Below are 20,551 nucleotides of genomic sequence, written 5' to 3' on the forward strand. Positions count from 1 at the left end.
TGTGGGAGATTTTTAAGAACATTTTTCGAACTAGGGGTTTTTCGACAGTCTCGTTAGGCAGTCACCTATCTGTCCTGCAATTCATTAACAACAATGTGTAAGCTCCGCGAATAGCAAGGAGTACGCAAAATGAATGATTTCGAACGCAAGAAGACAATCTGGCTCATCGTGACCTTTACTGTTCTTGTAACTGTTATTGCTTGGGTCAGCCCCTTGCTGGGGGGGAGTCCATCTTCACCTGGGCTCGGATTTATACTTTGGGGGACTGCTCCATTACTTGTGTCATTGACGATGCGCTTCGTAACAAGAGACTGGTCCGACTTTGGGGTAAAACCTGCAATCAGTAAGAACGCCAGATGGTACTTGGTCAGCGTTCTAGCTTTCCCTGTCATTATGATACTGACACTGCTTATTGGTGTTTTGATTTCGGTTTCCTCAATATCTGAATTCTCGATGGGGAAATATCTTCAAACTGCGCTGACTGCATTGCCAATATTCTTTATTTTTGCCATCTTTGAAGAAGTGGGATGGCGTGGGTATCTCTCTCCAAAGTTGGCTTCACTCGGAATCAATAGTTACATTGCGGCGGCTCTGGTTGCTGTCGTGTGGGCTTCATGGCATCTGCCTTATTTTCGTGAACTTTCATGGGTCTACAGTTCGGAAGATTTAATCACCTTCATTCCCAGATTTTATCTGACCTGCTTTGCCTTATCCATTGTCTATGGCGAAATCAGGAGTATTACGGGTACCTTCTGGCTAGCCGTACTTATGCACGCTGTTGGCAATTCGTTCGGACATCCACTGTCCGCTGAATATGTCACTGTCGTGGCGGGCAAGGAGTATCTTGGCTCGATCAGCAATGGACTTTTCGTGATTGTTTTCTTTGTCTTTTTAGGGGTAGCCATAAACCGACGGCGATTGAAGGAATCTGCGCTATCAAAACCCTCAACCTAGCACAGTATGCACCCGACTGGTGGGAGTCGGCGCGTTTTCAGGCAGTTTTTGTGGCTTGGAGTTGGCTCCATCAAAGCGGCATTCTCTCGTCCCGCCCACCAGCGGGTAACGCAGGTCGTTACTCCCTAAAATAGTAGAATCAGAATATGCTTAATCAAAATTTCGTAATAGTTGGCACTCTAATTGGTGCCGCAGGTGCTTTCGCGTATTTATGGGACACAATTAAGGGGAAAGTAAAACCTAATAGAGTCTCTTTTTTATTATGGTCTATCGCTCCGATGATTGCCTTCGCAGCCCAAATAAAGCAAGGGGTGGGTTTAGAGTCATTAATGACTTTTAGTACTGGTTTTCTACCTCTTTTAACTTTTGTCGCCTCCTTTACCAATAAAAATGCTGAATGGAAATTAACAAGGTTTGATTTAGCCTGTGGCATTTTGTCTGTGGTAGGTCTGATCCTTTGGCTGATAACAAAGGTTGGTAATGTGGCTATTTTCTTTAGCATCGTGGCTGATGGTCTGGCTGCACTACCAACACTGGTTAAGGCTTATAAACATCCAGAAACGGAGATTGCATGGCCCTGGCTGGCAACTTGTTTTGGTGTTGCTTTAACATTACTAACATTAAAGGAGTGGACATTTGCCAATAGCAGTTTTATTGTTTACATCTTTATTGTGGACCTAATGATTTTTAGCTGTGTGCAATTCAAGTTAGGAAAGCGGGTTTAAAATACTTTAGTGGTATTGAAATAGAAGCTGATTTGTTTGCTGGTAAATGACTTCTGGATACTGTAACGCGTAGGAACTAACGAATGATATTACCAAAGAAGCGAGACCTCAGGTTCATCACTGTGCGTCGCGGCGGTACCCTCCAAGACTCCGATCATCACCTGCTTGCAGTATGGGCAGCCGATTGCGCACAGCATGTGTTGCACTTATTCGAGGAAATGCAATCTAATGATGATCGGCCTCGTCGAGCCATCGAATTGGCTCGCGCTTGGACGCGCGGCGAGATCGCAATGTCTCAGTCCCGCGCGGCGGGTGGCCATGCCATGGCTGCGGCAAGAAAGTTGAGTGGAGCCGCTCGGCATGCCGCGTATGCTGCCGGCCAAGCGGCGGTGGTGGCGCATGTCGCTGCACACGAGCTCGGTGCTGCGGCCTACGCGATCAAGGCCGCGCGTGCGGCGGCGCTTGACGGTCAAGCCGAAGAAGCTGGTCGCCTTGAGTGCGAATGGCAGCGTGCACAACTTCCAAGCGAAATCCGGGATCTCGTGCTTGACGACCAGAAGTTGCGCAACGAAATCTGTTGGTTTGTATTCGATTGTTGACTGGCTCGCTCAAATCACTCCTTCTGCTAGGCATTTTGTTCTGGCTTGATGCTGTCATGAAAAGACACCATGTTCTTATCCTTGTAATTGCCGTAATCGCAAGCATAATCTTGCTTCCATTCCTTGCGACATATTGGCAGATAAATCGCTATGATGCGAGCCTACAACTTTGGGAACAGAGTAAACCAACACATTACTCCTATGATGTGATATGGCAAGATGCCATCGCTATTGAACGTCAAACTCAACATCATTGGCATATTGAAATGCAGGACAGCCAGTTCATTCAGGTGCGTGACCTTGCGACAGGTCAATTGCTAGACCCACACACTTTATATTACCGTGAAGAGTTTGTGTTGACAGATAAACTGTTCCTACGTATTGATGAGAGCCTTCCGCGACAATTGAGCATTGGCGGATACCTTGGGCGCGCATATCCGAGTCTCGTTCGATTTCTGTCCAGTCATAGCATATCCATTCCGTATGACTGGGTTTGCGTTCCGCCTCTTCCCAAAGTTGTTTATGATGCCCGATGGGGTTATCCAACTTATGTTGAGTCCGAAACCAACCCGTGTTTTGCCACTTCAGCTGATAGAACAAAAGTAAAAGTGACAATCAACAACTTTCAACCCTTACCATGAACGTGGTGTAATTCCATCCCGCCCACCAGCGTGTAGCGCCAACCGTTAGCCGCCTGTACGAATCGAGAATCGATGAATGAATTACTGGAAATAGAAATCGAAGGACATCGACTGGCAGCCACTTTGACCCACTCTAACGATTCGGGGATGCCAGTTTTCTTTCTGCATGGCATAGGGGGCTCAATATATTTTTGGACTCCCGAAGAAACATCTCTCTTTCAAAAATTAGGCTCTTGTTGCTCTCTAAGTTTGCCAGGTCACTACCCCGCCATCCTTCCCAAAGAATTTACCGCCACCTCCCTTACAGCCGAGTTGATAGCCCAACTTTTAGCAAAAGCCATTCAAGAAATAGTTGGAAACAGGAAAGTTTTGTTGGTTGGTCACTCCACAGGCGGATTTGCAGCCTTATGCACAGCAATATACTTTCCTAAAGTTGTAGCAGGAATAATTTCTATTGCTGGTTTTTCTAAAGGTCAATGGACAGGTGCATTAGGCTTCAATCAATGGCTTGTTCGCCAAGGCTCAATGGGCTGCGCCATGTTCAAAAAGATATATCAACTCGGGGGTGTAAACAAAGAAGTTTTTCGAATGTTCTGGCAAGTCTACGCAAGGGACCACATGGCTTTATTCAAACATCCACATTTCAATGCGGTGGTGAATAGCACATTCCCTTATGTTCAGAACCTCGATTTAGATTCAATGGTCAGTTACTTTACAGCAATGTCCCAAATTGACATAACTCTACATCTATCAAAAATAGATGTTCCAACATGTGTGATCGCTGGGGATAAAGACCCTATTGTCCCCTCAAGGCAATCATTAGTTATTGCAGAGAAAATTGCCAACTCAAATCTAACCGTAATAAAGGGCTGTGGGCATCTTCCATTTTTTGAGAAGTCAATTGAATATAAAAGAGCAGTAGATACCTGGCTTGCAGAATTTCAATCTTTATCCTAAAACACCCAACCAAACATTCCTGATACAGAGCAAAAACTATGCCAAAATCAGTCAAAATAGCAGTTGTTCAAATGAAAGCCTCACCTGCCCCTACCAAAGAAAGGTTGGCGCGGGCTGAAAATTTTGTTGCCATGTGCGCTGAAAATGGCGCACGCCTTGTCGTTTTGCCAGAAGTTTTCAACACGGGATATGAATATAGCGACCAAAACTATTTGCAAGCAGAGTCATTTGATGGCATAACTGCCACTTGGATGAAACAAACTTCCGCCCGTTATCATGTTCACTTGGCGGGGTCATTTCTTCGCAGAGAGCAAAACGATATATTTAACACCTTGTTGCTTGTTGCCCCAAATGGTCGTCAGTGGCATTACGATAAAAACTACCCCTGGATATGGGAACGAGCCTATTTTCAAAAAGGAACAAATGTAACCATTGCTGATACCGAATTCGGAAAAATTGGATTCCTTATCTGTTGGGATGTTGCCCATCCAAATTTATGGCGACAATATTCAGGTAAAGTTGAACTAATCATAGTGAGCAGTTGTCCCCCAAAGGCTCTTGACTTGGCATTGGTCTTTCCAGACGGGAAACGGATTATGAGCAAGAATACGGGCGCGTTTACCCAATATGTAAAGCGCACCTCTGATAAAACATTTGGAGAATATTTGCGCAGGCAGGCCAGTTTTTTAGGAGTTCCAGTGGTGCAAGCAACAAGTACAGGAATTTTCACTTCATCCTTTCCGAATCCCAAATCATCTTTGGCTATGCTTTCAGTTGTTTATCCACCATTATTGAAATACAAATCTCAATTTGACCATGCTCGCATGGAAAGCGACTACTTCAACGAAACTTATATAACTGATAATTTGGGAGTTGTTTTACAGTCTGTTCGACCCAACACCGAAGGTTTTGCTATAAGTGATGTAACCTTGCCTGATTTCCCTCCGCAATCAAAAGGGAAACAACCTGCCTTTGGTATTCCTAAATCCATGTATTTGATTGACTCAATTGCTGAAATGATGTTTGCATCCGAATATAATAAAAAGACACAAGAGTAAATCTAATGTCAATATCTCGGTTTTTGAAACTTGTCTCGAACATAATAATTCTTGGATGCTTTACCTATGGGTGTAGCAGTCAATCCCAACAAGTTCCCACAAATATACCGACAATACTTTTGACGCCGTTAACATCAGGCATTCTTATTAGCGACGAAATTAACGCATCCAATTTATTGAAAGTGGATGATGGTCTGATAATATCTGATCGTAGCGACTGCTTGCCAAAAGACTGTGCTCGCAGCGTTTGGGACATTCTTGAGCAAGACTCGCTTGCGCTTACTGTTTCCAACTCAACCCTACAACTTGGAATATCACTAAGAAGTTTTCAGACCGCAGAGGACGCAAACTCCCATGCAGAAAAGATAATAAGGGAAAACGGCGGACAGCCCGGCATTCGGATGATCGAAATACCCAGTGAAGTCCTGCCTGAACAAAGTTGGGCATATGCGGAAGATGGAAGAGTCATTTATGTAATTACCGTCTACGGAAATATACAGATTGGCGTCTCACTCAGTCAATACACAGGAGGAATAAATGAAACGGAGAAAGCAGTAGTTCTTTTGGCAAATTTGGCTAAAATGCAAATCGATAAACTTGTGCTTTCAAACAAAAAATAAAGATCTGTGCCATGGATGTCAAAAACTCCTCTTACACATCCCCGCACACCTCGCGCCATGATATGCAAATAAAGAAAGAGGTAACATGGAATTTAGTCCTCTTTATCAGGAACTTCAAAATAGCACAGAGATGATCCATGCATTATTGTCAGGAGTCGCACCAGATGCAGCGCGCCTCAAACCGAGTGCGGAGTCGTGGTCGATTCTCGAAGTGGTGTGTCACTTATACGATGAAGAGCGCGAAGATTTTCGAGAACACCTCGATTTCATTCTTCACCGCCAATATGAAGAATGGCATGCGATTGACACCGAAGGTTGGGTAACCCAGCGAAAATATAACGAGCAGAACTTCGCTGAGATGCAGGAAAAATTCTTTGTCGAACGTGAAAAATCATTTGCCTGGCTCAATGGATTACAGAATCCAGATTGGGAGAAAACCTATACAACGGAGTACCGCACAATCAGTGCGGGAGAAATGTTCGCCTGTTGGGTCGCGCATGACAACCTCCACATCCGCCAATTGGTGGAACTCAGGCGCCTGATGCTGGAAAATATCACAAAGCCTTACAATCTCGAATACGCAGGTAATTGGTAACAGAATAGACGCAAATCGTATGTCGTGCAAGTTTGTTGGCATTCCAAGAGTGCGCCCATGGCATTAAAATTGAGTTCGGCTATAGATAATATGAATAATATACAAGAACGAATCACGGACAGTTTCAAATCACAAGGATTAATGACAACTTTGGGCGCACGGATTGTCTCGATTGCAGACGGTGAAGTCCAAATAGAATTACCGTTTTCTGAAAAACTTTCTCAACAACATGGGTACCTTCACGCTGGCGCAATCACAAGTATCGTTGATAGCGCATGTGGTTATGCAGCACTAACAAAAGCACCAGCAGAGTATGAAGTTGTGACTGCCGAATTCAAAATCAATCTCATGCGCCCTGCAATTGGCGAAAGATTTATAGCAATTGGGAAAGTGCTAAATTCAGGCAAAGTTCTCACCGTTTGCACAAGAGAAGTTCAAGCCTATTCAGGCTCAGATTACAAAGTGATTGCTGTCATGCAGGCAACTATCGTCAATGTTCGGATATAGCGCAAGAAAGTACCATTCAAACCTTATCATTTTTTCGCCCCATCTTTTGGTAGTTGTCAAAGACTATTTTTGTGTAAAAATTTTGTTGAGTTGGTTGCGTGCTAACGCAGGCTGCTGGCTGGCTTTGGGCAGATACTTTTAGGCAAAAAGGGATAAAGAGATGAAAGAACAACCCACTTCCCCTAAAGAAGTGATCTTCACACGAAGAGATAATGTCATAGGAAATATTGTCAAAGGAGTTATTTTCACCATTGTCTTCATTGTTGCCTGTGGCTATTTTATCTTGGCACTTATTTTTAATGGCGGAATAGATGGGCTCATAAGTAATTTGAAACCTGCACCAAACCCAAACAGTTCAGCAATGAACGCTAAAAGAGAAGCGGTTACAGCAGAAATCAATCAATCTTTTGATGAATTACAAAATATTCTTCACTACAATTATTACGAAACGGCTACGCATGACTATTGTTCCAGAGGAGATAATAATTATAAAAGATCTGACGGCTATGCTTATCGTTGTTCGCTCCGAATAACAAATTTTTACGGGTTCAATGGCGATTTTCGTCAACAAATGATTGACTTCGAGCAGAAAATTATTAGTATTGGCTGGTTCCCTCCATCCTATAGACAAGATAGCCCTTGTGAAAGGATGCTGGAAGAGTATTATGACCCGTATCCAGGAAAGCTTGTATCTGACCTACCTGGTTTTGATTGTAGTTATGAGAAAGACGGTCTTTCACTAGAACCTGAATTTGCCGAAAAAGAAACTCGTAGTTTTATTCTTCAAAATGCCGTTCAAAAAGTTAGCGGGGGGTCTTATGACGAGATTTACGATGAAAAGAATTTTCAAGATAGTAGTTTGGTTACAAAAATGATTACCGATACTGACAGGTTTGTTTTAATTATTTCAATACAAAAAAACTATTTTCAAAATTAGATTAAACTCGCGTCATACAATAGGTGATTAACTTACTGCCATAAAAGCCGGCCACCGATGAATAGCAGTTGTCAAAAGAAAATAAATGGACTTGGGAATAGGTTGAAGAGCCCGGAAAACATAAAAATTAATATTCTCTCATCCTTGACACATCCCATGGGCGAGAGGTAAACTACGATACATAGTTAGAAAATCTAAAGAAAGGAGCGCACTCTTGATGTCCACCATAATTTTCATCACCCCTAACGCAGTTGGCTTTTTGCCTTCTCGGAGTGCGCCTATAGACCGAATCTAGGTCTCTTTCTGTCCCTTGTTCGTTTTGGGCTGTGGCGCATGTGCCACAGCCCTTTTTGTTTAATTTGATTCATCGTCATTGCGAGGAGCGCACTTGCTCTTTGCGACGAAGCAATCCCCAACTCAATTATGAGATTGCTTCGTCGGGAAGAACACTCTCCTCGCAATGACGGAGCCACGGAGTAACCATGACCACACTACAACCCACCCACGAGCCTGCGCTCACTTTTGACTTCCGCCCCACCCTCCAGGAAAACCGCCTCAAGGGTTTATGGCAGATGATGTCTGACTATCGACTGTCCTATATTACGGCGACAGTCGCGCTTGCCATTTCAGCGCTTTCCAAAACCTTCACATATCTGCTTTTACGCTTCTTCGCGGATGATGTGCTTGCGCAGGGAAAATACATCGGTGATTCGTTGACCAGCTCCATGGTTTGGATCGCCGTTGGATTCGTCGGCCTGGCTACGTTTGAAGGCGGCTTCGCGTTTCTTTCGGGACGTTTGGCTGCTTACACAGCCGAGGGCATTACCCGCCGCCTGAGGGACTTCCTCTTCGACCACATCCAGCGCCTCAGTTTCTCCTATCACGCCACAACTCCAACAGGTGACCTGATCGAACGTGTCACCTCGGATGTGGATGCATTGCGCCGCTTCTTCAGCGAGCAAGCCATCGGGGTGGGGCGTATCGTCCTGTTGTTTGTGATCAACTTCATCGCCATCCTCAACCTCAATGTGGAACTCGCGCTTGTTTCGGTTGTGGTGATTCCTTTGATCCTGCTGGTCTCGCTTTGGTTCTTCAAAAAAGTGACCAAGGCCTATGAAGAATACCAGGCACAGGAAGCGATTCTTTCCACGACTCTGCAGGAGAACCTGACGGGTGTGCGTGTGGTGAAGGCCTTTGCACGGCAGGATTACGAAAAGAACAAATTCGAGAAGGATAACTGGGGTAAATACTTGAAAGGCAAAATTCTGCTTTTCATGCACTCCATGTTCTGGCCTCTCTCGGATATCGTGCTGGGCTTCCAGATGCTGTTCGGATTTATCTACGGCGCGACCATGGCAATTGATGGAGAGATTTCCGTCGGCACATATATTGCTTATGTGGGTCTCGTCGTCTGGCTGATCTGGCCGATCCGCAACCTGGGTCGCATTATCGTACAGACTTCTACCGGCATGGTTTCATATGCGCGCCTGATGGAAGTGGTCAAGCAGCAGCGTGAGCCGTTGTTCGATGGACGGCACCAGTTATCGGGTCAGGTACGAGGCGATCTTGTCTTTGACGATGTCTCGTTCATGTACTCGGATGGCAAATCGGATGTGCTGAAGAATGTCTCCTTCCATGCGAAACCCGGTCAGGCCATCGCTTTGCTTGGGTCAACAGGTTCAGGCAAGACTTCGCTAGTGAATTTGCTGCCGCGCTTCCACGAATACACAGGCGGACGAATTCTGCTCGACGGCGTGGAGTTGAAGGATTACTCGCGTTCTGATCTGCGAAAGCAGATTGGCATTGTGGAGCAGGAGCCTTTTCTGTTCAGCCGCTCGATCCGCGAGAATATTTCCTACGGTGTGGGGCGCGATGTTTCGCAAGAGGAGATCGAAAAAGCCGCGAAAGCCGCTGCCGTGCATGACGTGATACTAAGTTTCCCGGATGGTTACAACACGTTGGTCGGCGAGAAAGGCGTGACCCTCTCCGGCGGACAAAAACAACGCGTTGCCATCGCCCGCACCTTGTTGAAGAATCCGCGCATTCTGATCTTGGATGACTCCACCTCATCGGTGGACACCGAAACCGAAGCCGAGATCCGCGAGGCTCTGAATGGATTGATGAAAGCCCGGACCACCTTCATCATCGCGCACCGCATCCAATCTGTGATGGTTGCCGACTTGATCCTTGTACTCGATAAGGGTGAGGTCGTTCAGATGGGAACACATGCAGAGTTACTCAAGGATACAAACGGAATGTATCGTCGAATTTACGATATCCAAACCAAGATCGATGCGGAGTTGGAACAGGAAATTGCAAGAGTAAATTAGAAAAATTTCAACCCCTGATGGTCGAGTAGCCCCGAATGATCTTTGAGGGGCATATCGAGACCATCAATGACGAGAAAACAAAAAATAAAATGTATACCTATTATTAGTGGTTTCGATACGGTCTCGCGAAGAACGCTCGACCTACTCGACCACCGTCTATAACGGAGATTTTACAATGACCGAAGATCTTATCGAACTCGAAGAAGAAGAGTTCACCTCCCAACTAACTACCCCCATACTAAAGCGCATTGGTGGGTTGCTCAAACCGCATTGGAAATGGGTGGTCGGCTTTCTGATCACCATTGCCCTAACCTCGGCGCTCGATGCGTACTTTACATACCTGAACAAGCAATTCATTGATCAGGGTATCTTATTGAAGGACAGGGCAAGGATCATGTTCCTGGCCACCGTTTACGGCGGATTCATTTTGGTTCAATCCGCCGCCGTATTCACCTTTATTTACCTAGCTGGCGTACTGGGCGAGCGCATTCAATATGACTTGCGCAAGATGCTCTTCAATCACCTGCAAGACCTGTCGCTTTCGTATTATGCCCAAAACGCGGTGGGACGTCTAATCGCGCGTGTCACCTCGGATACAGGCCGCGTCTCTGACCTGCTGACTTGGGGCATCGTGGATACAACCTGGGCTGTAATGAATATCATTTCATCCACCATTTTCATGGCCATCATCAACTGGCGGCTGGCGCTGATCGTGCTGACCATCATCCCGATCATGATCTATGTCGGCATCGAATTTCGCAAGAAGATTTTGGCGGAGTTTCGTGTTTCGCGCCGCGCCAACAGCAAGATCACGGGTGCGTTCAACGAAAGCTTTCAAGGTATGCGCATCACCAAAGCCTTGGGCCGTGAGGATGAGAACACGCGCGAGTTTCAGGGCCTCACTACCAAGATGTACAACGCCTCTTATCGCGCGGCCTGGCTTTCGGCGCTCTTTCTGCCCACGGTGCAGATCATCGCGGCGATTGCGTTGGGCGTTATCGTCGGCTATGGCGGCAATCAAATTACCATCGGATTGATGACCATCGGCGGTATTCAAGCTTTCGTCTCGTATCTCACCTTCATGATGTGGCCGATCCAGGACCTGGCGCGCGTGTATGCCGAAATGCAGCACAGCATCGCATCAGCGGAGCGAATTTTCAAGTTGGTGGATACCCCGCCCGAGGTCCATAACAGAAGCGATGCCATCGAAGCGAAGACCCTGCTCGGCGAGATCGAATTCGATCACGTGGATTTTTACTACGAGGACAGGAAATCCGTTTTGACTGATTTCACGCTGAAGGTGAATCCCGGCGAAATGATCGCTCTGGTCGGGCCGACAGGGGGTGGCAAAAGCACGATAGTGAATCTACTGTGCCGCTTTTACGAACCACGCAACGGCGTGATCCGCATCAACGGCATGGATTACATGGACTATAAGTTAGAGTCGATACACGACAAGATCGGCATCGTCTTGCAGACCCCGCATCTCTTTTCGGGGACGGTGCGCGAGAACATCCGCTATGGGAATTTATCGGCCAGTGATGAGCAGGTGGAAGGCGCTGCCAAGATCGCAGGCGCGCATGATTTTATCGTGACGCTCGAGAAGGGTTACGAGCAGAACGTGGGTGAAAGCGGAAACCTGCTTTCGGTTGGTCAGAAACAATTGATCAGCCTGGCACGCGCTGTGCTTGCCAAACCTGAACTGTTCATCATGGACGAAGCCACTTCATCGGTGGATACGCTGACCGAGGCCTTGATCCAACGCGGCATGGAAGCTTTGATGAAGGGACGCACGTCCTTTGTGATCGCGCATCGCCTCTCCACCATTCGCCGCGCGAACCGCATCATCGTCATCGAAGACGGCAAGATCGCGGAGCAAGGCACACATGCCGAATTGCTCAAACAACGCGGACATTACTACCGCCTTTACACCCAGCAGTTCCGCCATCAGCTGGAAGTACAATATGGGGTGGCAGACGAGGTGATTGAAGGCAATGAACGCGAAGGTGTAACAGCCGATTCGATCATGGTGAGGCGTGAACAGCCAGCCGAAGAACCCACTGCGGCGGATTAAATAAATATAGACCTGACATGTCTCTACTAAACCGCGATTAACTCGCGTCATTGTCCGCGCAAGAGCTATGGTTAACAACGGCGCGGATGAGACATGTCAGGTCTAATAACAGCAGACCTCCGAGATTTTAAGCGAAGCGTCTCGGAGGTCTGGGGGGTTAACATAGTCTAGTGTATCTGGCCGCGAACTTCTCCACCAGGAAGATCACCCGGCCCTGTGTTTGTCGGAGCCACGCCATCGTTCGTGTGCACGTTGACATAGGCATTTCCGGCCTCAATTTCTGCAATTAGCGCACTAAGCGGTTGTCCTGCTAATAGGCCGGTCAGGTTTGCCGCGGTGATCGTGCCTTCTGCAAGGACGCCACTAAAACTGCCTCCTCCCGCTGCTGCCGGGCCATACAGGAATGCAACCACGGGGCCATTCACGCCTGCCGGCCCTAGATGGATGTGCGATGCGACAACACTATCGATGTTCGCAACGATAAGCATATAATGCAACTCAGTGCCGTCCTTGCTAAGTTTAAAGACAGCTTGACCGCTGGCCAGGCTTGCATTGGCGGGAACCTCTTCGTCACCAGTAAGATGTGCCACAAAGCTCCTGTTTTCGGCGGATACAACACCCGTGGTGCCAAAGGCAAACAACAAGGCGATGAGTATCAATATCATTGGACGGAATTTCTTCATGGTTCGTCTCCTTTCACTGTAATCAAAATTATAGCAATTTTGACTGCCCATCTTCAAGCAGAGAAAAAGACTATTAGGTCTTTCTTAAGTATTGTCAGAGAAAATTAGTGAAAATCACAGTAAAAACCATCCCCATAATCGCGTCCATTTTATGCAAGTCCAATAATCAACATTCGCCTGCCATAATAATGTTGGAGTCCAAAGTCTCCAGACTTTGATAACGTGAGTACAATGACTGGAGTCGTTGCACTCACGTTATGCCCAAGGCAGGTTATTAGGAGTAAAATTATCCGTATTACCAGCAACCAAATCATAACAATAGCAGGCCTCAATGAGCGATACTTTAAAGTTACTAGCCATATTAGCCCACCCCGATGATGAGTCACTTGGCGTAGGAAGCACGCTTGCAAAATACACGGCAGAGGGCGTGCATGTTTTTTTGATCTGCGCCACAAAAGGTGAAAGAGGCTGGATGGGGGAAGAAAAAGAGTATCCCGGTGAAACTGAATTGGGAAAGATCAGGGAAAAAGAGTTGCTTTGCGCGGCTGAAATACTTGGCATTCAACAGGTTTATTTTCTTGATTATATAGATGGGGATTTGGATCAGGCAGATTCAAATGAAGCTATGGAAAAAATTGCTGCCATCATCTGTAAAGTCCGTCCGCAGGTGGTGCTCAGCTTCGGACCCGACGGCGCATACGGTCACCCCGACCATATTGCCATATCCCAATTTGCAAATGAAGCGTGTCTACTGGCAGCAGACATGAACTATAAAGATTCGCATGGTCTCGCTCCACACCGCGTTAGCAAGTTCTATTATTTTGTGAATGATGCAAGCATCATCAAAAACTACACGGGCATTTTCGGGGATATTCAAATGGAGATCGATGGCGTCGCCCGCTCCTTCGTCCCCTGGCCCGATTGGATGTATACCACTGTGATCGATGGCTCAAATCATTGGCAAACTGCGCTTAAGGCAGTGAATTGTCACAAGTAGCTATTTATGGGGACTTGAACAAATTACCCGATGAAGAAAGTATTGCCTTATGGGGAAAGCGAGTCTATTATCGCGTGTTCAGTTCGGTCAACGGCGGCAGGGAACTTGAGACGGATTTGTTTCAAGGGATCAGGTAACACAACCAAATCATAAGGAGGCTCAAATGTCAGTTCTCGTTACCATGCGTGTGAAGGTTCATGATTTTGAAGGCACGAAACAGGCTGTTACCAAATATGGTGATGCCATGCTAAAGGCGGGCTGCCATTGGTTCAAGGTCTATCAGCGGGATGGGAATGACAAGGAAGTTTTGTGGTTGATGGAATTCGACAGCCATGAAGCCTTCGAGAAAAGCGGCGGCGAATTTGAAGATGATTTTGTCGGCCTGATCAACCCGGATGGTGATTGGGACGATGCAGTCTGGAAACTGTCGTTGGAAAAGTGATGTGTCACCCTGAAGGAGCGTTCGTTGCGACTGAAGGGTCTCTGACATCGTGATAGAGATGCTTCGGGGAAAAAGCGCCCTCAGCATGACACAACGCTTCATACATCAATTTTCCAAAAGCACTTTAAGTATGCCTGCTTTTGCAGCATGCTCAAACGCCTTTACAGCATCGCCTAATCTATAGCTCGCCATGATCAATACAGTGGGGTCGACTTCGCGTCTTTCCATTAAACGTAAGGCCGGTGCAAATGGCCCGCAGCGTGAGCCGATGATATTAATCTCGTCCACCACGATGGATGAAAAGTTGACATTCACATCACCTTTATAAGTGGACTTCAATACCAATGTCCCTCGCGGGCGAATGGCTTTTCTAGCCAGATTGAATCCATCTGCTGAGCCTGTGGCCTCAACAACGATATCCCATTTGCGCGGCTGAATTTCCCCTTCGGATATGATGCGAATCCCCCGTGCCGTGAGCAGGTCTTTCTGTAAAGCGTGACGCGCAACCACATGCAGGTTGCAGCCAGTAAGAGCTAGGGTCTGCGCGATGAGCTGTCCCAACCTGCCTGCACCCACTAAAAGAACGCGGTCTGTCGGCTTGATCTGCGCTTGTTGTTGAATCTCCAAGGCGGCAGCCAGCGGCTCGGTAAAAACTGCCATTTCATCGGGGACAGAGTCCGGCACGCGATGTAAGTTTTCAAGTGGTAATGTTGTATATTCCGCAAACACGCCGTCGCGATTGACGATTCCCAAAACTGTGCGGTTCTCGCAATGTGTGGGGCGTCTATTCATGCAGGCTTCGCAGAATCCGCACACAGCGTTGATCTCACCGACCACGCGTGCACCAACCCAGGCTGAGTCAGATGCGTTCGTCGCTTCACCTACAAATTCATGGCCAAGGATTCCTGTGTAGGGATAATATCCCTTTACAAGTTCAAGATCGGTACTGCAAATGCCTGCCTTGCGGATTCTGATCAAGGCCTCGTCAGGTTTATTCGGCACTGGAACGTCACGCAGGGATATTTGATTGTTTTCAAGCCATAACGCGTTCATGGAAATTTCTCTCTTCATTGATGATCGCCATTCGGTATCAACCGGGTGTCACTGTCCCATCGTACCAGATATTGATCTGGTTCTTGCCCGCATATTTTACCGAATACATGGCCTTGTCTGCGTGGTCTATTACCATATCTATGTTCTTGCTGGATTCGTCACAAGTCGCAACTCCCACGCTTACCGTAATCTTCAAATCCTCTTTTTTATATTCCTCGTTCGTCTCAAGGTCAAAAAGATCTTCGGCCGCTGATAGGTCTGCTCCCTCCACAACTTTGCGCAGGCGATTGGCAACCACAACTGCCCGTTTCAACTCGGTATCAGGCAATGCCGCTACGAACTCCTCACCTCCCAGCCTGCCAAAAATATCCACATCCCGTAGCGATAATTTACACTGCGCTGCAACCAGCTTTAATACCAGGTCACCTACCTTGTGCCCAAACCTGTCGTTGAAAGTTTTGAATTCATCTATATCCAGCATGATGATCGAAAGCGGTTTTTCATAGCGCTTCGATCGGACAAACTCCCGCTCAGCCAGTTCATAGAACTTACGGCGGCTGAGCACCTCTGTGAGCGGATCTATATCTGCCAATTGCTGCGCCCTTGCAAAAAGCCTTGCATTCTCAATGGCAATGGCCGCATGGGCAGCGAGCAGTTCTAGTAGGTACTGGTCTTCCTCGGTATAGGAATTTTCCTTGTACGATTGTGCCGAGATCATTCCCGCCACTTTGCCGTGCAGCAGCATGGGCACTGCGAGAATGGATCGTGTGGGGTCATCTGTAGGAAAGCTGCCATACACTTCAAAATCAATTCCGCAGTTATTTATTTCTTCCAGGCTATTCAACAGAATGGGGCTGCGGGTATGCACGACCATCCCAGCCATGCCGTGATCTGCAAAATATTTTTTTGTCACAACTCTGCGCCGCGGAAATTCTACTGCGTAGATGGGTATGATCTCATTGGTTTGCTCATCGTATCCATCGATCACGAAATCATCACAGGGCATTACTTTTTCCACAGTTGCATGGATGGAATCACACAACTGTTCCATGTCCAGGCTTGCGCTGATGGCGTGGGTGGCCTGATATAGAACTTTCAGCCTATCCACCATTTGCGCCAGCGCCTCCTGTGCCCAAATCCTTTCGAGTGCACCTGCACAATGGTTTGCCAGGGTCTTCAGGATTTCAAGCGAACTCTCAGTGTAGGCGTGTATTTGATAACTTTGTATGGAGAGCACGCCAATGGTTCGCTCCCCGCTGCGGACAGGCACAAATAGTTGAGACAGGGTTCTGCGCGAGCGGTCACCAAACGACAATGCCGGAGGCATCTCAAACGGGCCATCGTATAGGGAGAGATATCCGTTTTCACGAATTGCCCTGAGCATATTTTCACTTGGTTTTTCAGGCGCAACATCATGTTCGATAAATCGTTCATTATTGATCGTATCGATGGTCAATAGCGGGCGTGGTTTGCCCCCCTGCTGCGGGTCATACAAAATTAAATAACATGCATCCCATCCGATCAGTTCCTGGGCGGCGTTTAAAATAATTTCCGCCGCTGTCACTGCGTTGGTGGTCGCGCTTAGTTCCTTCCCCAGTTGGGCGAAAACTCGCCCCGACTTTATGGTGGACCCGTTTACTTCCATTTGCTTTCTATATTCTAACTTGATATGGGGAGATTATTTGTTTCTCTGCCTGACACTTTCGTAAGCGATCAATGCGGTTGCGATTGAGACATTCAGAGAATTCACTTTTCCCATCATCGGGATTTTTACTTTCATATCCGCATTCTGCATCCAGAAATCGGTCAGGCCTTCATCTTCCGTGCCGACAGCAATCGCGATGGGCTCACGCAGGTTGACATCTGTGTACAACACGTCGGCGGAGGGTGTTGCGGCAAGCACTCGCATCTTTCTGGACCTAAGCCATGCCAGCGCATTTATCGACTCAACCTCGACGGTTGGTACGGCAAAGACCGCGCCTCGGCTGGCGCGGATCACATTGGGGTTCCACAAATCCACGCGCGGATCACAGACGAGCAGTGCATCCACTTTGGCGGCGTCGGCTGTGCGAAGGATCGCACCCAGGTTGCCAGGCTTTTCAACAGACTCGGCCACAATCACAAGCGGTGTTTCAGATAATATAAGTTGCTCAAGTGAGGTCTTTGGGGTTGTGAAGATTCCGAGCCAGCCGTCTGGGTTTTCACGGTAGGACATTTTCTCGAAGACACCACGGCTGACGGTTGTCACCTCAATGTTGGGAAAGTTTATAGTTTGGCTAGCAAACTCCGGCGCGGTCAGAAGCGATTCTGGCTTAAGTCCAGATTCGAGCGCAAGGATTAATTCATCGTAGCCTTCCACAAGCATCAGCCCATCCCGCTGGCGCTGACGTTTATCCTCGCGAAGTTTTACGATGTGTTTTACTTTTGGGTTTTGAGTGCTGATGATATCCATAAATGTAAGGCGATTAATTTCGCGTTACTTCACCAACAGCAGGCAGGATGCTTGATGGGTTTTGCTAAGTGAAATGGGCGGCGGGTCGCTGGCCGTGCAGATTTGCATGACCACCGGGCAGCGCGGGTGAAATCGGCAGCCGCTGGGCAGGTCAATCGGGTTTGGGGTCTCACCCTGCAAAATGATGCGCTCATGGCGCAGGCGCGGGTTTGGAACAGGAATGACAGAAAGAAGCGCCTTGGTATATGGGTGTTGAGGTTTTTCCAGCACTTCCAGCATGGTGCCAATTTCAACGATGCGCCCAAGATACATAACAGCCACACGGTCTGCGAAGAAACCAACAGAGCCGAGGTCATGTGTAATGAAGATGACAGCGATCTGGCGTGTGATGCGAAGCTCAGCCAGCAGGTTGATGATCTCAGCGCGGATGGAAACATCCAGCATCGAAACAGGCTCATCGGCCAGGATGATCTCAGGCTCCAGCACAAGTGCGGCGGCAATCACCACGCGTTGGCGTTGACCGCCTGAGAGTTCATGTGGGTATCGGCCAAGGTATACATCCGCAGGTTTCAAGCCTGCATCTTCCATGGCTTTCTTTACACGTTCATCGCGGTCAGGTGTATTGGCAATGCCATGCACAAACAATGGCTCTGTGACGATCTCTTTGATAGTCTGTGTGGGATTCAATGATTCATATGGGTCTTGAAAAACCATTTGAATTTTTTGGCGTAGGTCTTTACGTTCATGGTCGTTCAAGTGTGTAATGTCGCGCCCTTCGAAAGTTACCAGGCCTTCGGTTGGGTCTTCAAGACCCATCAGCAAAAGCGCCAGGGTTGATTTTCCACATCCGCTTTCACCCACCAGCGCGATCACTTCGCTATGGTGCAGTTGAAAGTCCACGCCATCCACGGCATGGACTTTGCGCATATTTTTTGAAAATAGACCGGGCTGACCAGCTTCAAAATATTTTTTTAGTCCGCGAACTTCCAGGAAGTGTTCTTTGCTCATTTCGAAGCCTCAACCAGATGACAGCTTGCAATGTGCCCATTGCCATTCAATGTGTGCAGGATGGGTTGTTCTATATAACAGCGCTCGAATGAAACGGGACAGCGCGGCGCAAAACGGCAGCCGTCAGGTAATGCATCCAAACGCGGAGGATAACCAGGAATGGAGGATAGTTTTTTCTTCGGCTTTGTGAGATCGGGAAAGGCTTTGAGTAGTTCCTGTGTATATGGGTGTTTCGCATCGTTGTAGATGATATCCACATCGGCGTATTCGGCTGTTACGCCGCCGTACATCACCAGTACACTATCGCACATCTCAGCCACCACGCCCAGGTCATGCGTCACGAAGATTATGGCAAGCCCGAGTTTCTTGCGAAGCGAATCAAGCAATTCCAAAATTTGCGCCTGTATCATCACGTCCAGGGCGGTGGTTGGTTCATCTGCAATGATCACCTTGGGGTCGCAAGCCAGTGCCATGGCGATCATTGCGCGTTGCCTCATTCCACCCGAATATTGATGTGGGAAATTATCCTTTTGATCTGCGGTGATGCCAACCAGATCCAGCAATTCAATCACTCGCGCAGAAACTTGTGCACGTGGCAAAGTTGTATGCTTGATGATGGCCTCAGCAATCTGGTCACCCACCGAACGCACGGGGTTGAGCGCATTCATCGCACCCTGAAATACAATTGAGATCCCACTCCAGCGCACGCTGTTCATTTCATCTTCAGATAGTGCCGTCAGGTCTCTTCCGCCAAACAAAACCCTACCGTTTACGATCTGCCCAGCAGAGGGAAGCAATTGCAATAGTGCCAACATGAGGGTGGTCTTGCCGCATCCGCTCTCCCCCACCAGCCCGATCAACTCACCTTCCTTCAACGTGAAGCTGACATTTTCAACCGCGCGCGCCGGATTTCTTCCTTCAGTGACATAATTGACGGAAAGATTTTGAACTTCAAGCAGATTGGTCGCCGTGGTCGGCACTCCCATCACTTCGTTCTTAACTGTGGGCCTGCCCGGCATTAAATGATGTGTGTCCAGCCTTGGGTTTAGAACCTGCTCCAACCCCTGACCAAGCAGGGTAAGGCCAAGCACTACCCAAACGATCCCAAAGCCAGGAACTGCCAGGGCCCACCATGCGCCTATAGACATGGCTCCAGTGCCAAAAGCGTAGTTGAGCATTTGTCCCCACGATAATACTGTTGGGTCTCCAAGCCCAATGAAAGAAAGCGTGCTTTCATTGAGTACAGCCAGTGAAACCACCAGCACTGCCTGAACTACCAAGATGGGAGTTACCAACGGAAAAATGTGGCGGCGGATAACGTGGAGTTTGCTGGAACCAATCGCGCGCGCACGTAAAACAAATTTGCGAGATTTGACTGCCAGCGTTTGAGAACGTACCATGCGGGCGGTTGTCGTCCAACCCAGCAAGCCGATCACGAAAATAATATTCAATAAAGACGGTTTTGTCAGTGCGACAATGACCACCATCAATGGCAGGTCTGGGATGACGAGCATAATGTCAGTAAAGCGCATGAGGACATTTTCAACCCGCCCGCCAAAGAAGCCAGCCACAATTCCTAGAACCCCACCTATTACTATCGAAATAAAAGCTGCGAAGAAACCCACTGTCAGCGATACCCTGGCGCCGTATATAAAGTTTGAAAAAACATCTGCACCGGCATCATCTGTCCCGAATAAATGCTCTGAACTCGGAGGGTTATAAATATCGCTCACTCCCACATTTTGCGTGGATGCAGATTTATGAGGCGCGATGAGGGGCGCGAAAATAGCGATCAAAATGACTACAACCAACATGCCGAGCCCCGCCAGCCCCATGCGGTTTTTCTTGAACTTGCGCCAGAACTCAGTAAATTGAGAACTGGTTGGAACTACTTCTTTCCGTGTCAGTATTTCCATATG

Annotated in this window: 20 protein-coding genes; 14 read left to right on the forward strand and 6 right to left on the reverse strand. The window is 47.8% G+C overall.

Annotated features, from left to right (window positions below; all coding sequences use genetic code 11):
- Positions 1-129: 129 nt before the first annotated feature.
- The 12 genes from AC14M5_RS00910 (at position 130) to AC14M5_RS00965 (ending at position 11,997) form a co-directional block, all read left to right on the forward strand.
- Positions 130-954, forward strand: coding sequence for a CPBP family glutamic-type intramembrane protease (locus AC14M5_RS00910; protein WP_484027735.1), 825 nt, complete (start codon positions 130-132; stop codon positions 952-954).
- Positions 955-1,100: 146 nt separating this feature from the next.
- Positions 1,101-1,679, forward strand: a complete 579-nt coding sequence (locus AC14M5_RS00915) for a hypothetical protein (RefSeq protein ID WP_484027736.1) — start codon at positions 1,101-1,103, stop codon at positions 1,677-1,679.
- An 83-nt stretch (positions 1,680-1,762) separates the two neighbouring features.
- Complete coding sequence (locus AC14M5_RS00920) at positions 1,763-2,278, forward strand: putative immunity protein (RefSeq protein WP_484027737.1); 516 nt, start codon at positions 1,763-1,765, stop codon at positions 2,276-2,278.
- Between the two features lie 56 nt (positions 2,279-2,334).
- A complete protein-coding gene (locus AC14M5_RS00925; RefSeq protein WP_484027738.1) occupies positions 2,335-2,919 on the forward strand; it encodes a DUF6174 domain-containing protein in 585 nt (194 codons plus the stop codon).
- Between the two features lie 72 nt (positions 2,920-2,991).
- Complete coding sequence (locus AC14M5_RS00930) at positions 2,992-3,876, forward strand: alpha/beta fold hydrolase (RefSeq protein WP_484027739.1); 885 nt, start codon at positions 2,992-2,994, stop codon at positions 3,874-3,876.
- A 38-nt stretch (positions 3,877-3,914) separates the two neighbouring features.
- Entirely contained in the window at positions 3,915-4,934 is a 1,020-nt protein-coding gene (locus AC14M5_RS00935; protein ID WP_484027740.1) for a carbon-nitrogen hydrolase family protein, read from the forward strand.
- 5 nt (positions 4,935-4,939) lie between these two features.
- Positions 4,940-5,554 (forward strand): hypothetical protein, encoded by a 615-nt coding sequence (locus AC14M5_RS00940; protein WP_484027741.1) that lies wholly within the window; start codon positions 4,940-4,942, stop codon positions 5,552-5,554.
- 85 nt (positions 5,555-5,639) lie between these two features.
- On the forward strand, positions 5,640-6,149 hold the full coding sequence (locus AC14M5_RS00945; RefSeq protein WP_484027742.1) for a DinB family protein: 510 nt from the start codon (positions 5,640-5,642) through the stop codon (positions 6,147-6,149).
- A 90-nt stretch (positions 6,150-6,239) separates the two neighbouring features.
- Positions 6,240-6,656 carry a PaaI family thioesterase gene (locus AC14M5_RS00950; RefSeq protein WP_484027776.1) on the forward strand — a complete coding sequence of 139 codons (417 nt, stop codon included), beginning with the start codon at positions 6,240-6,242 and terminating at the stop codon, positions 6,654-6,656.
- A gap of 160 nt (positions 6,657-6,816) precedes the next feature.
- Positions 6,817-7,593: a hypothetical protein gene (locus AC14M5_RS00955; protein WP_484027743.1), complete on the forward strand. Its 777-nt coding sequence runs from the start codon at positions 6,817-6,819 to the stop codon at positions 7,591-7,593.
- A gap of 482 nt (positions 7,594-8,075) precedes the next feature.
- A complete protein-coding gene (locus AC14M5_RS00960) occupies positions 8,076-9,923 on the forward strand; it encodes an ABC transporter ATP-binding protein (protein WP_484027744.1) in 1,848 nt (615 codons plus the stop codon).
- 175 nt (positions 9,924-10,098) lie between these two features.
- Positions 10,099-11,997: an ABC transporter ATP-binding protein gene (locus AC14M5_RS00965; protein ID WP_484027745.1), complete on the forward strand. Its 1,899-nt coding sequence runs from the start codon at positions 10,099-10,101 to the stop codon at positions 11,995-11,997.
- 167 nt (positions 11,998-12,164) lie between these two features.
- Here the strand turns inward: AC14M5_RS00965 and AC14M5_RS00970 are convergent, their stop codons facing one another.
- Positions 12,165-12,680, reverse strand: coding sequence for a CHRD domain-containing protein (locus AC14M5_RS00970; RefSeq protein ID WP_484027746.1), 516 nt, complete (start codon positions 12,678-12,680; stop codon positions 12,165-12,167).
- A 331-nt stretch (positions 12,681-13,011) separates the two neighbouring features.
- On the opposite strand from AC14M5_RS00970, the gene AC14M5_RS00975 reads away from it, so the two are divergent.
- Positions 13,012-13,677, forward strand: coding sequence for a PIG-L deacetylase family protein (locus AC14M5_RS00975; protein WP_484027747.1), 666 nt, complete (start codon positions 13,012-13,014; stop codon positions 13,675-13,677).
- 163 nt (positions 13,678-13,840) lie between these two features.
- On the forward strand, positions 13,841-14,119 hold the full coding sequence (locus AC14M5_RS00980) for a hypothetical protein (protein WP_484027748.1): 279 nt from the start codon (positions 13,841-13,843) through the stop codon (positions 14,117-14,119).
- 105 nt (positions 14,120-14,224) lie between these two features.
- Here AC14M5_RS00980 and AC14M5_RS00985 read toward each other — a convergent pair whose 3' ends face one another.
- Genes AC14M5_RS00985 through AC14M5_RS01005 form a run of 5 tightly spaced genes read right to left on the reverse strand, consistent with a single transcriptional unit; the run spans position 14,225 to position 20,548 of the window.
- Positions 14,225-15,172: an MDR/zinc-dependent alcohol dehydrogenase-like family protein gene (locus AC14M5_RS00985; RefSeq protein ID WP_484027777.1), complete on the reverse strand. Its 948-nt coding sequence runs from the start codon at positions 15,170-15,172 to the stop codon at positions 14,225-14,227.
- 37 nt (positions 15,173-15,209) lie between these two features.
- Entirely contained in the window at positions 15,210-16,817 is a 1,608-nt protein-coding gene (locus AC14M5_RS00990; protein ID WP_484027749.1) for a sensor domain-containing diguanylate cyclase, read from the reverse strand.
- A 33-nt stretch (positions 16,818-16,850) separates the two neighbouring features.
- Positions 16,851-17,624 (reverse strand): TrmH family RNA methyltransferase, encoded by a 774-nt coding sequence (locus AC14M5_RS00995; RefSeq protein WP_484027750.1) that lies wholly within the window; start codon positions 17,622-17,624, stop codon positions 16,851-16,853.
- 24 nt (positions 17,625-17,648) lie between these two features.
- Positions 17,649-18,632 (reverse strand): ABC transporter ATP-binding protein, encoded by a 984-nt coding sequence (locus AC14M5_RS01000; protein WP_484027751.1) that lies wholly within the window; start codon positions 18,630-18,632, stop codon positions 17,649-17,651.
- Entirely contained in the window at positions 18,629-20,548 is a 1,920-nt protein-coding gene (locus tag AC14M5_RS01005) for a dipeptide/oligopeptide/nickel ABC transporter permease/ATP-binding protein (protein WP_484027752.1), read from the reverse strand. Before AC14M5_RS01005 ends, AC14M5_RS01000 begins: the two co-directional genes overlap by 4 nt.
- Positions 20,549-20,551: the final 3 nt, after the last annotated feature.

The sequence above is a fragment of the Candidatus Villigracilis sp. genome, from assembly GCF_057083605.1.

Coding starts and splice junctions, on each gene's coding strand:
- AC14M5_RS00995 (WP_484027750.1), bottom strand. CDS start 17,624: ATGGATATCATCAGCACTCAAAACCCAAAAGTAAAACACATCGTAAAA.
- AC14M5_RS00910 (WP_484027735.1), top strand. CDS start 130: ATGAATGATTTCGAACGCAAGAAGACAATCTGGCTCATCGTGACCTTT.
- AC14M5_RS00915 (WP_484027736.1), top strand. CDS start 1,101: ATGCTTAATCAAAATTTCGTAATAGTTGGCACTCTAATTGGTGCCGCA.
- AC14M5_RS00960 (WP_484027744.1), top strand. CDS start 8,076: ATGACCACACTACAACCCACCCACGAGCCTGCGCTCACTTTTGACTTC.
- AC14M5_RS00935 (WP_484027740.1), top strand. CDS start 3,915: ATGCCAAAATCAGTCAAAATAGCAGTTGTTCAAATGAAAGCCTCACCT.
- AC14M5_RS00970 (WP_484027746.1), bottom strand. CDS start 12,680: ATGAAGAAATTCCGTCCAATGATATTGATACTCATCGCCTTGTTGTTT.
- AC14M5_RS00955 (WP_484027743.1), top strand. CDS start 6,817: ATGAAAGAACAACCCACTTCCCCTAAAGAAGTGATCTTCACACGAAGA.
- AC14M5_RS00985 (WP_484027777.1), bottom strand. CDS start 15,172: ATGAACGCGTTATGGCTTGAAAACAATCAAATATCCCTGCGTGACGTT.
- AC14M5_RS00925 (WP_484027738.1), top strand. CDS start 2,335: ATGAAAAGACACCATGTTCTTATCCTTGTAATTGCCGTAATCGCAAGC.
- AC14M5_RS00990 (WP_484027749.1), bottom strand. CDS start 16,817: ATGGAAGTAAACGGGTCCACCATAAAGTCGGGGCGAGTTTTCGCCCAA.
- AC14M5_RS00980 (WP_484027748.1), top strand. CDS start 13,841: ATGTCAGTTCTCGTTACCATGCGTGTGAAGGTTCATGATTTTGAAGGC.
- AC14M5_RS01000 (WP_484027751.1), bottom strand. CDS start 18,632: ATGAGCAAAGAACACTTCCTGGAAGTTCGCGGACTAAAAAAATATTTT.
- AC14M5_RS00920 (WP_484027737.1), top strand. CDS start 1,763: ATGATATTACCAAAGAAGCGAGACCTCAGGTTCATCACTGTGCGTCGC.
- AC14M5_RS00975 (WP_484027747.1), top strand. CDS start 13,012: ATGAGCGATACTTTAAAGTTACTAGCCATATTAGCCCACCCCGATGAT.
- AC14M5_RS00965 (WP_484027745.1), top strand. CDS start 10,099: ATGACCGAAGATCTTATCGAACTCGAAGAAGAAGAGTTCACCTCCCAA.
- AC14M5_RS00950 (WP_484027776.1), top strand. CDS start 6,240: ATGAATAATATACAAGAACGAATCACGGACAGTTTCAAATCACAAGGA.
- AC14M5_RS00930 (WP_484027739.1), top strand. CDS start 2,992: ATGAATGAATTACTGGAAATAGAAATCGAAGGACATCGACTGGCAGCC.
- AC14M5_RS01005 (WP_484027752.1), bottom strand. CDS start 20,548: ATGGAAATACTGACACGGAAAGAAGTAGTTCCAACCAGTTCTCAATTT.
- AC14M5_RS00945 (WP_484027742.1), top strand. CDS start 5,640: ATGGAATTTAGTCCTCTTTATCAGGAACTTCAAAATAGCACAGAGATG.
- AC14M5_RS00940 (WP_484027741.1), top strand. CDS start 4,940: ATGTCAATATCTCGGTTTTTGAAACTTGTCTCGAACATAATAATTCTT.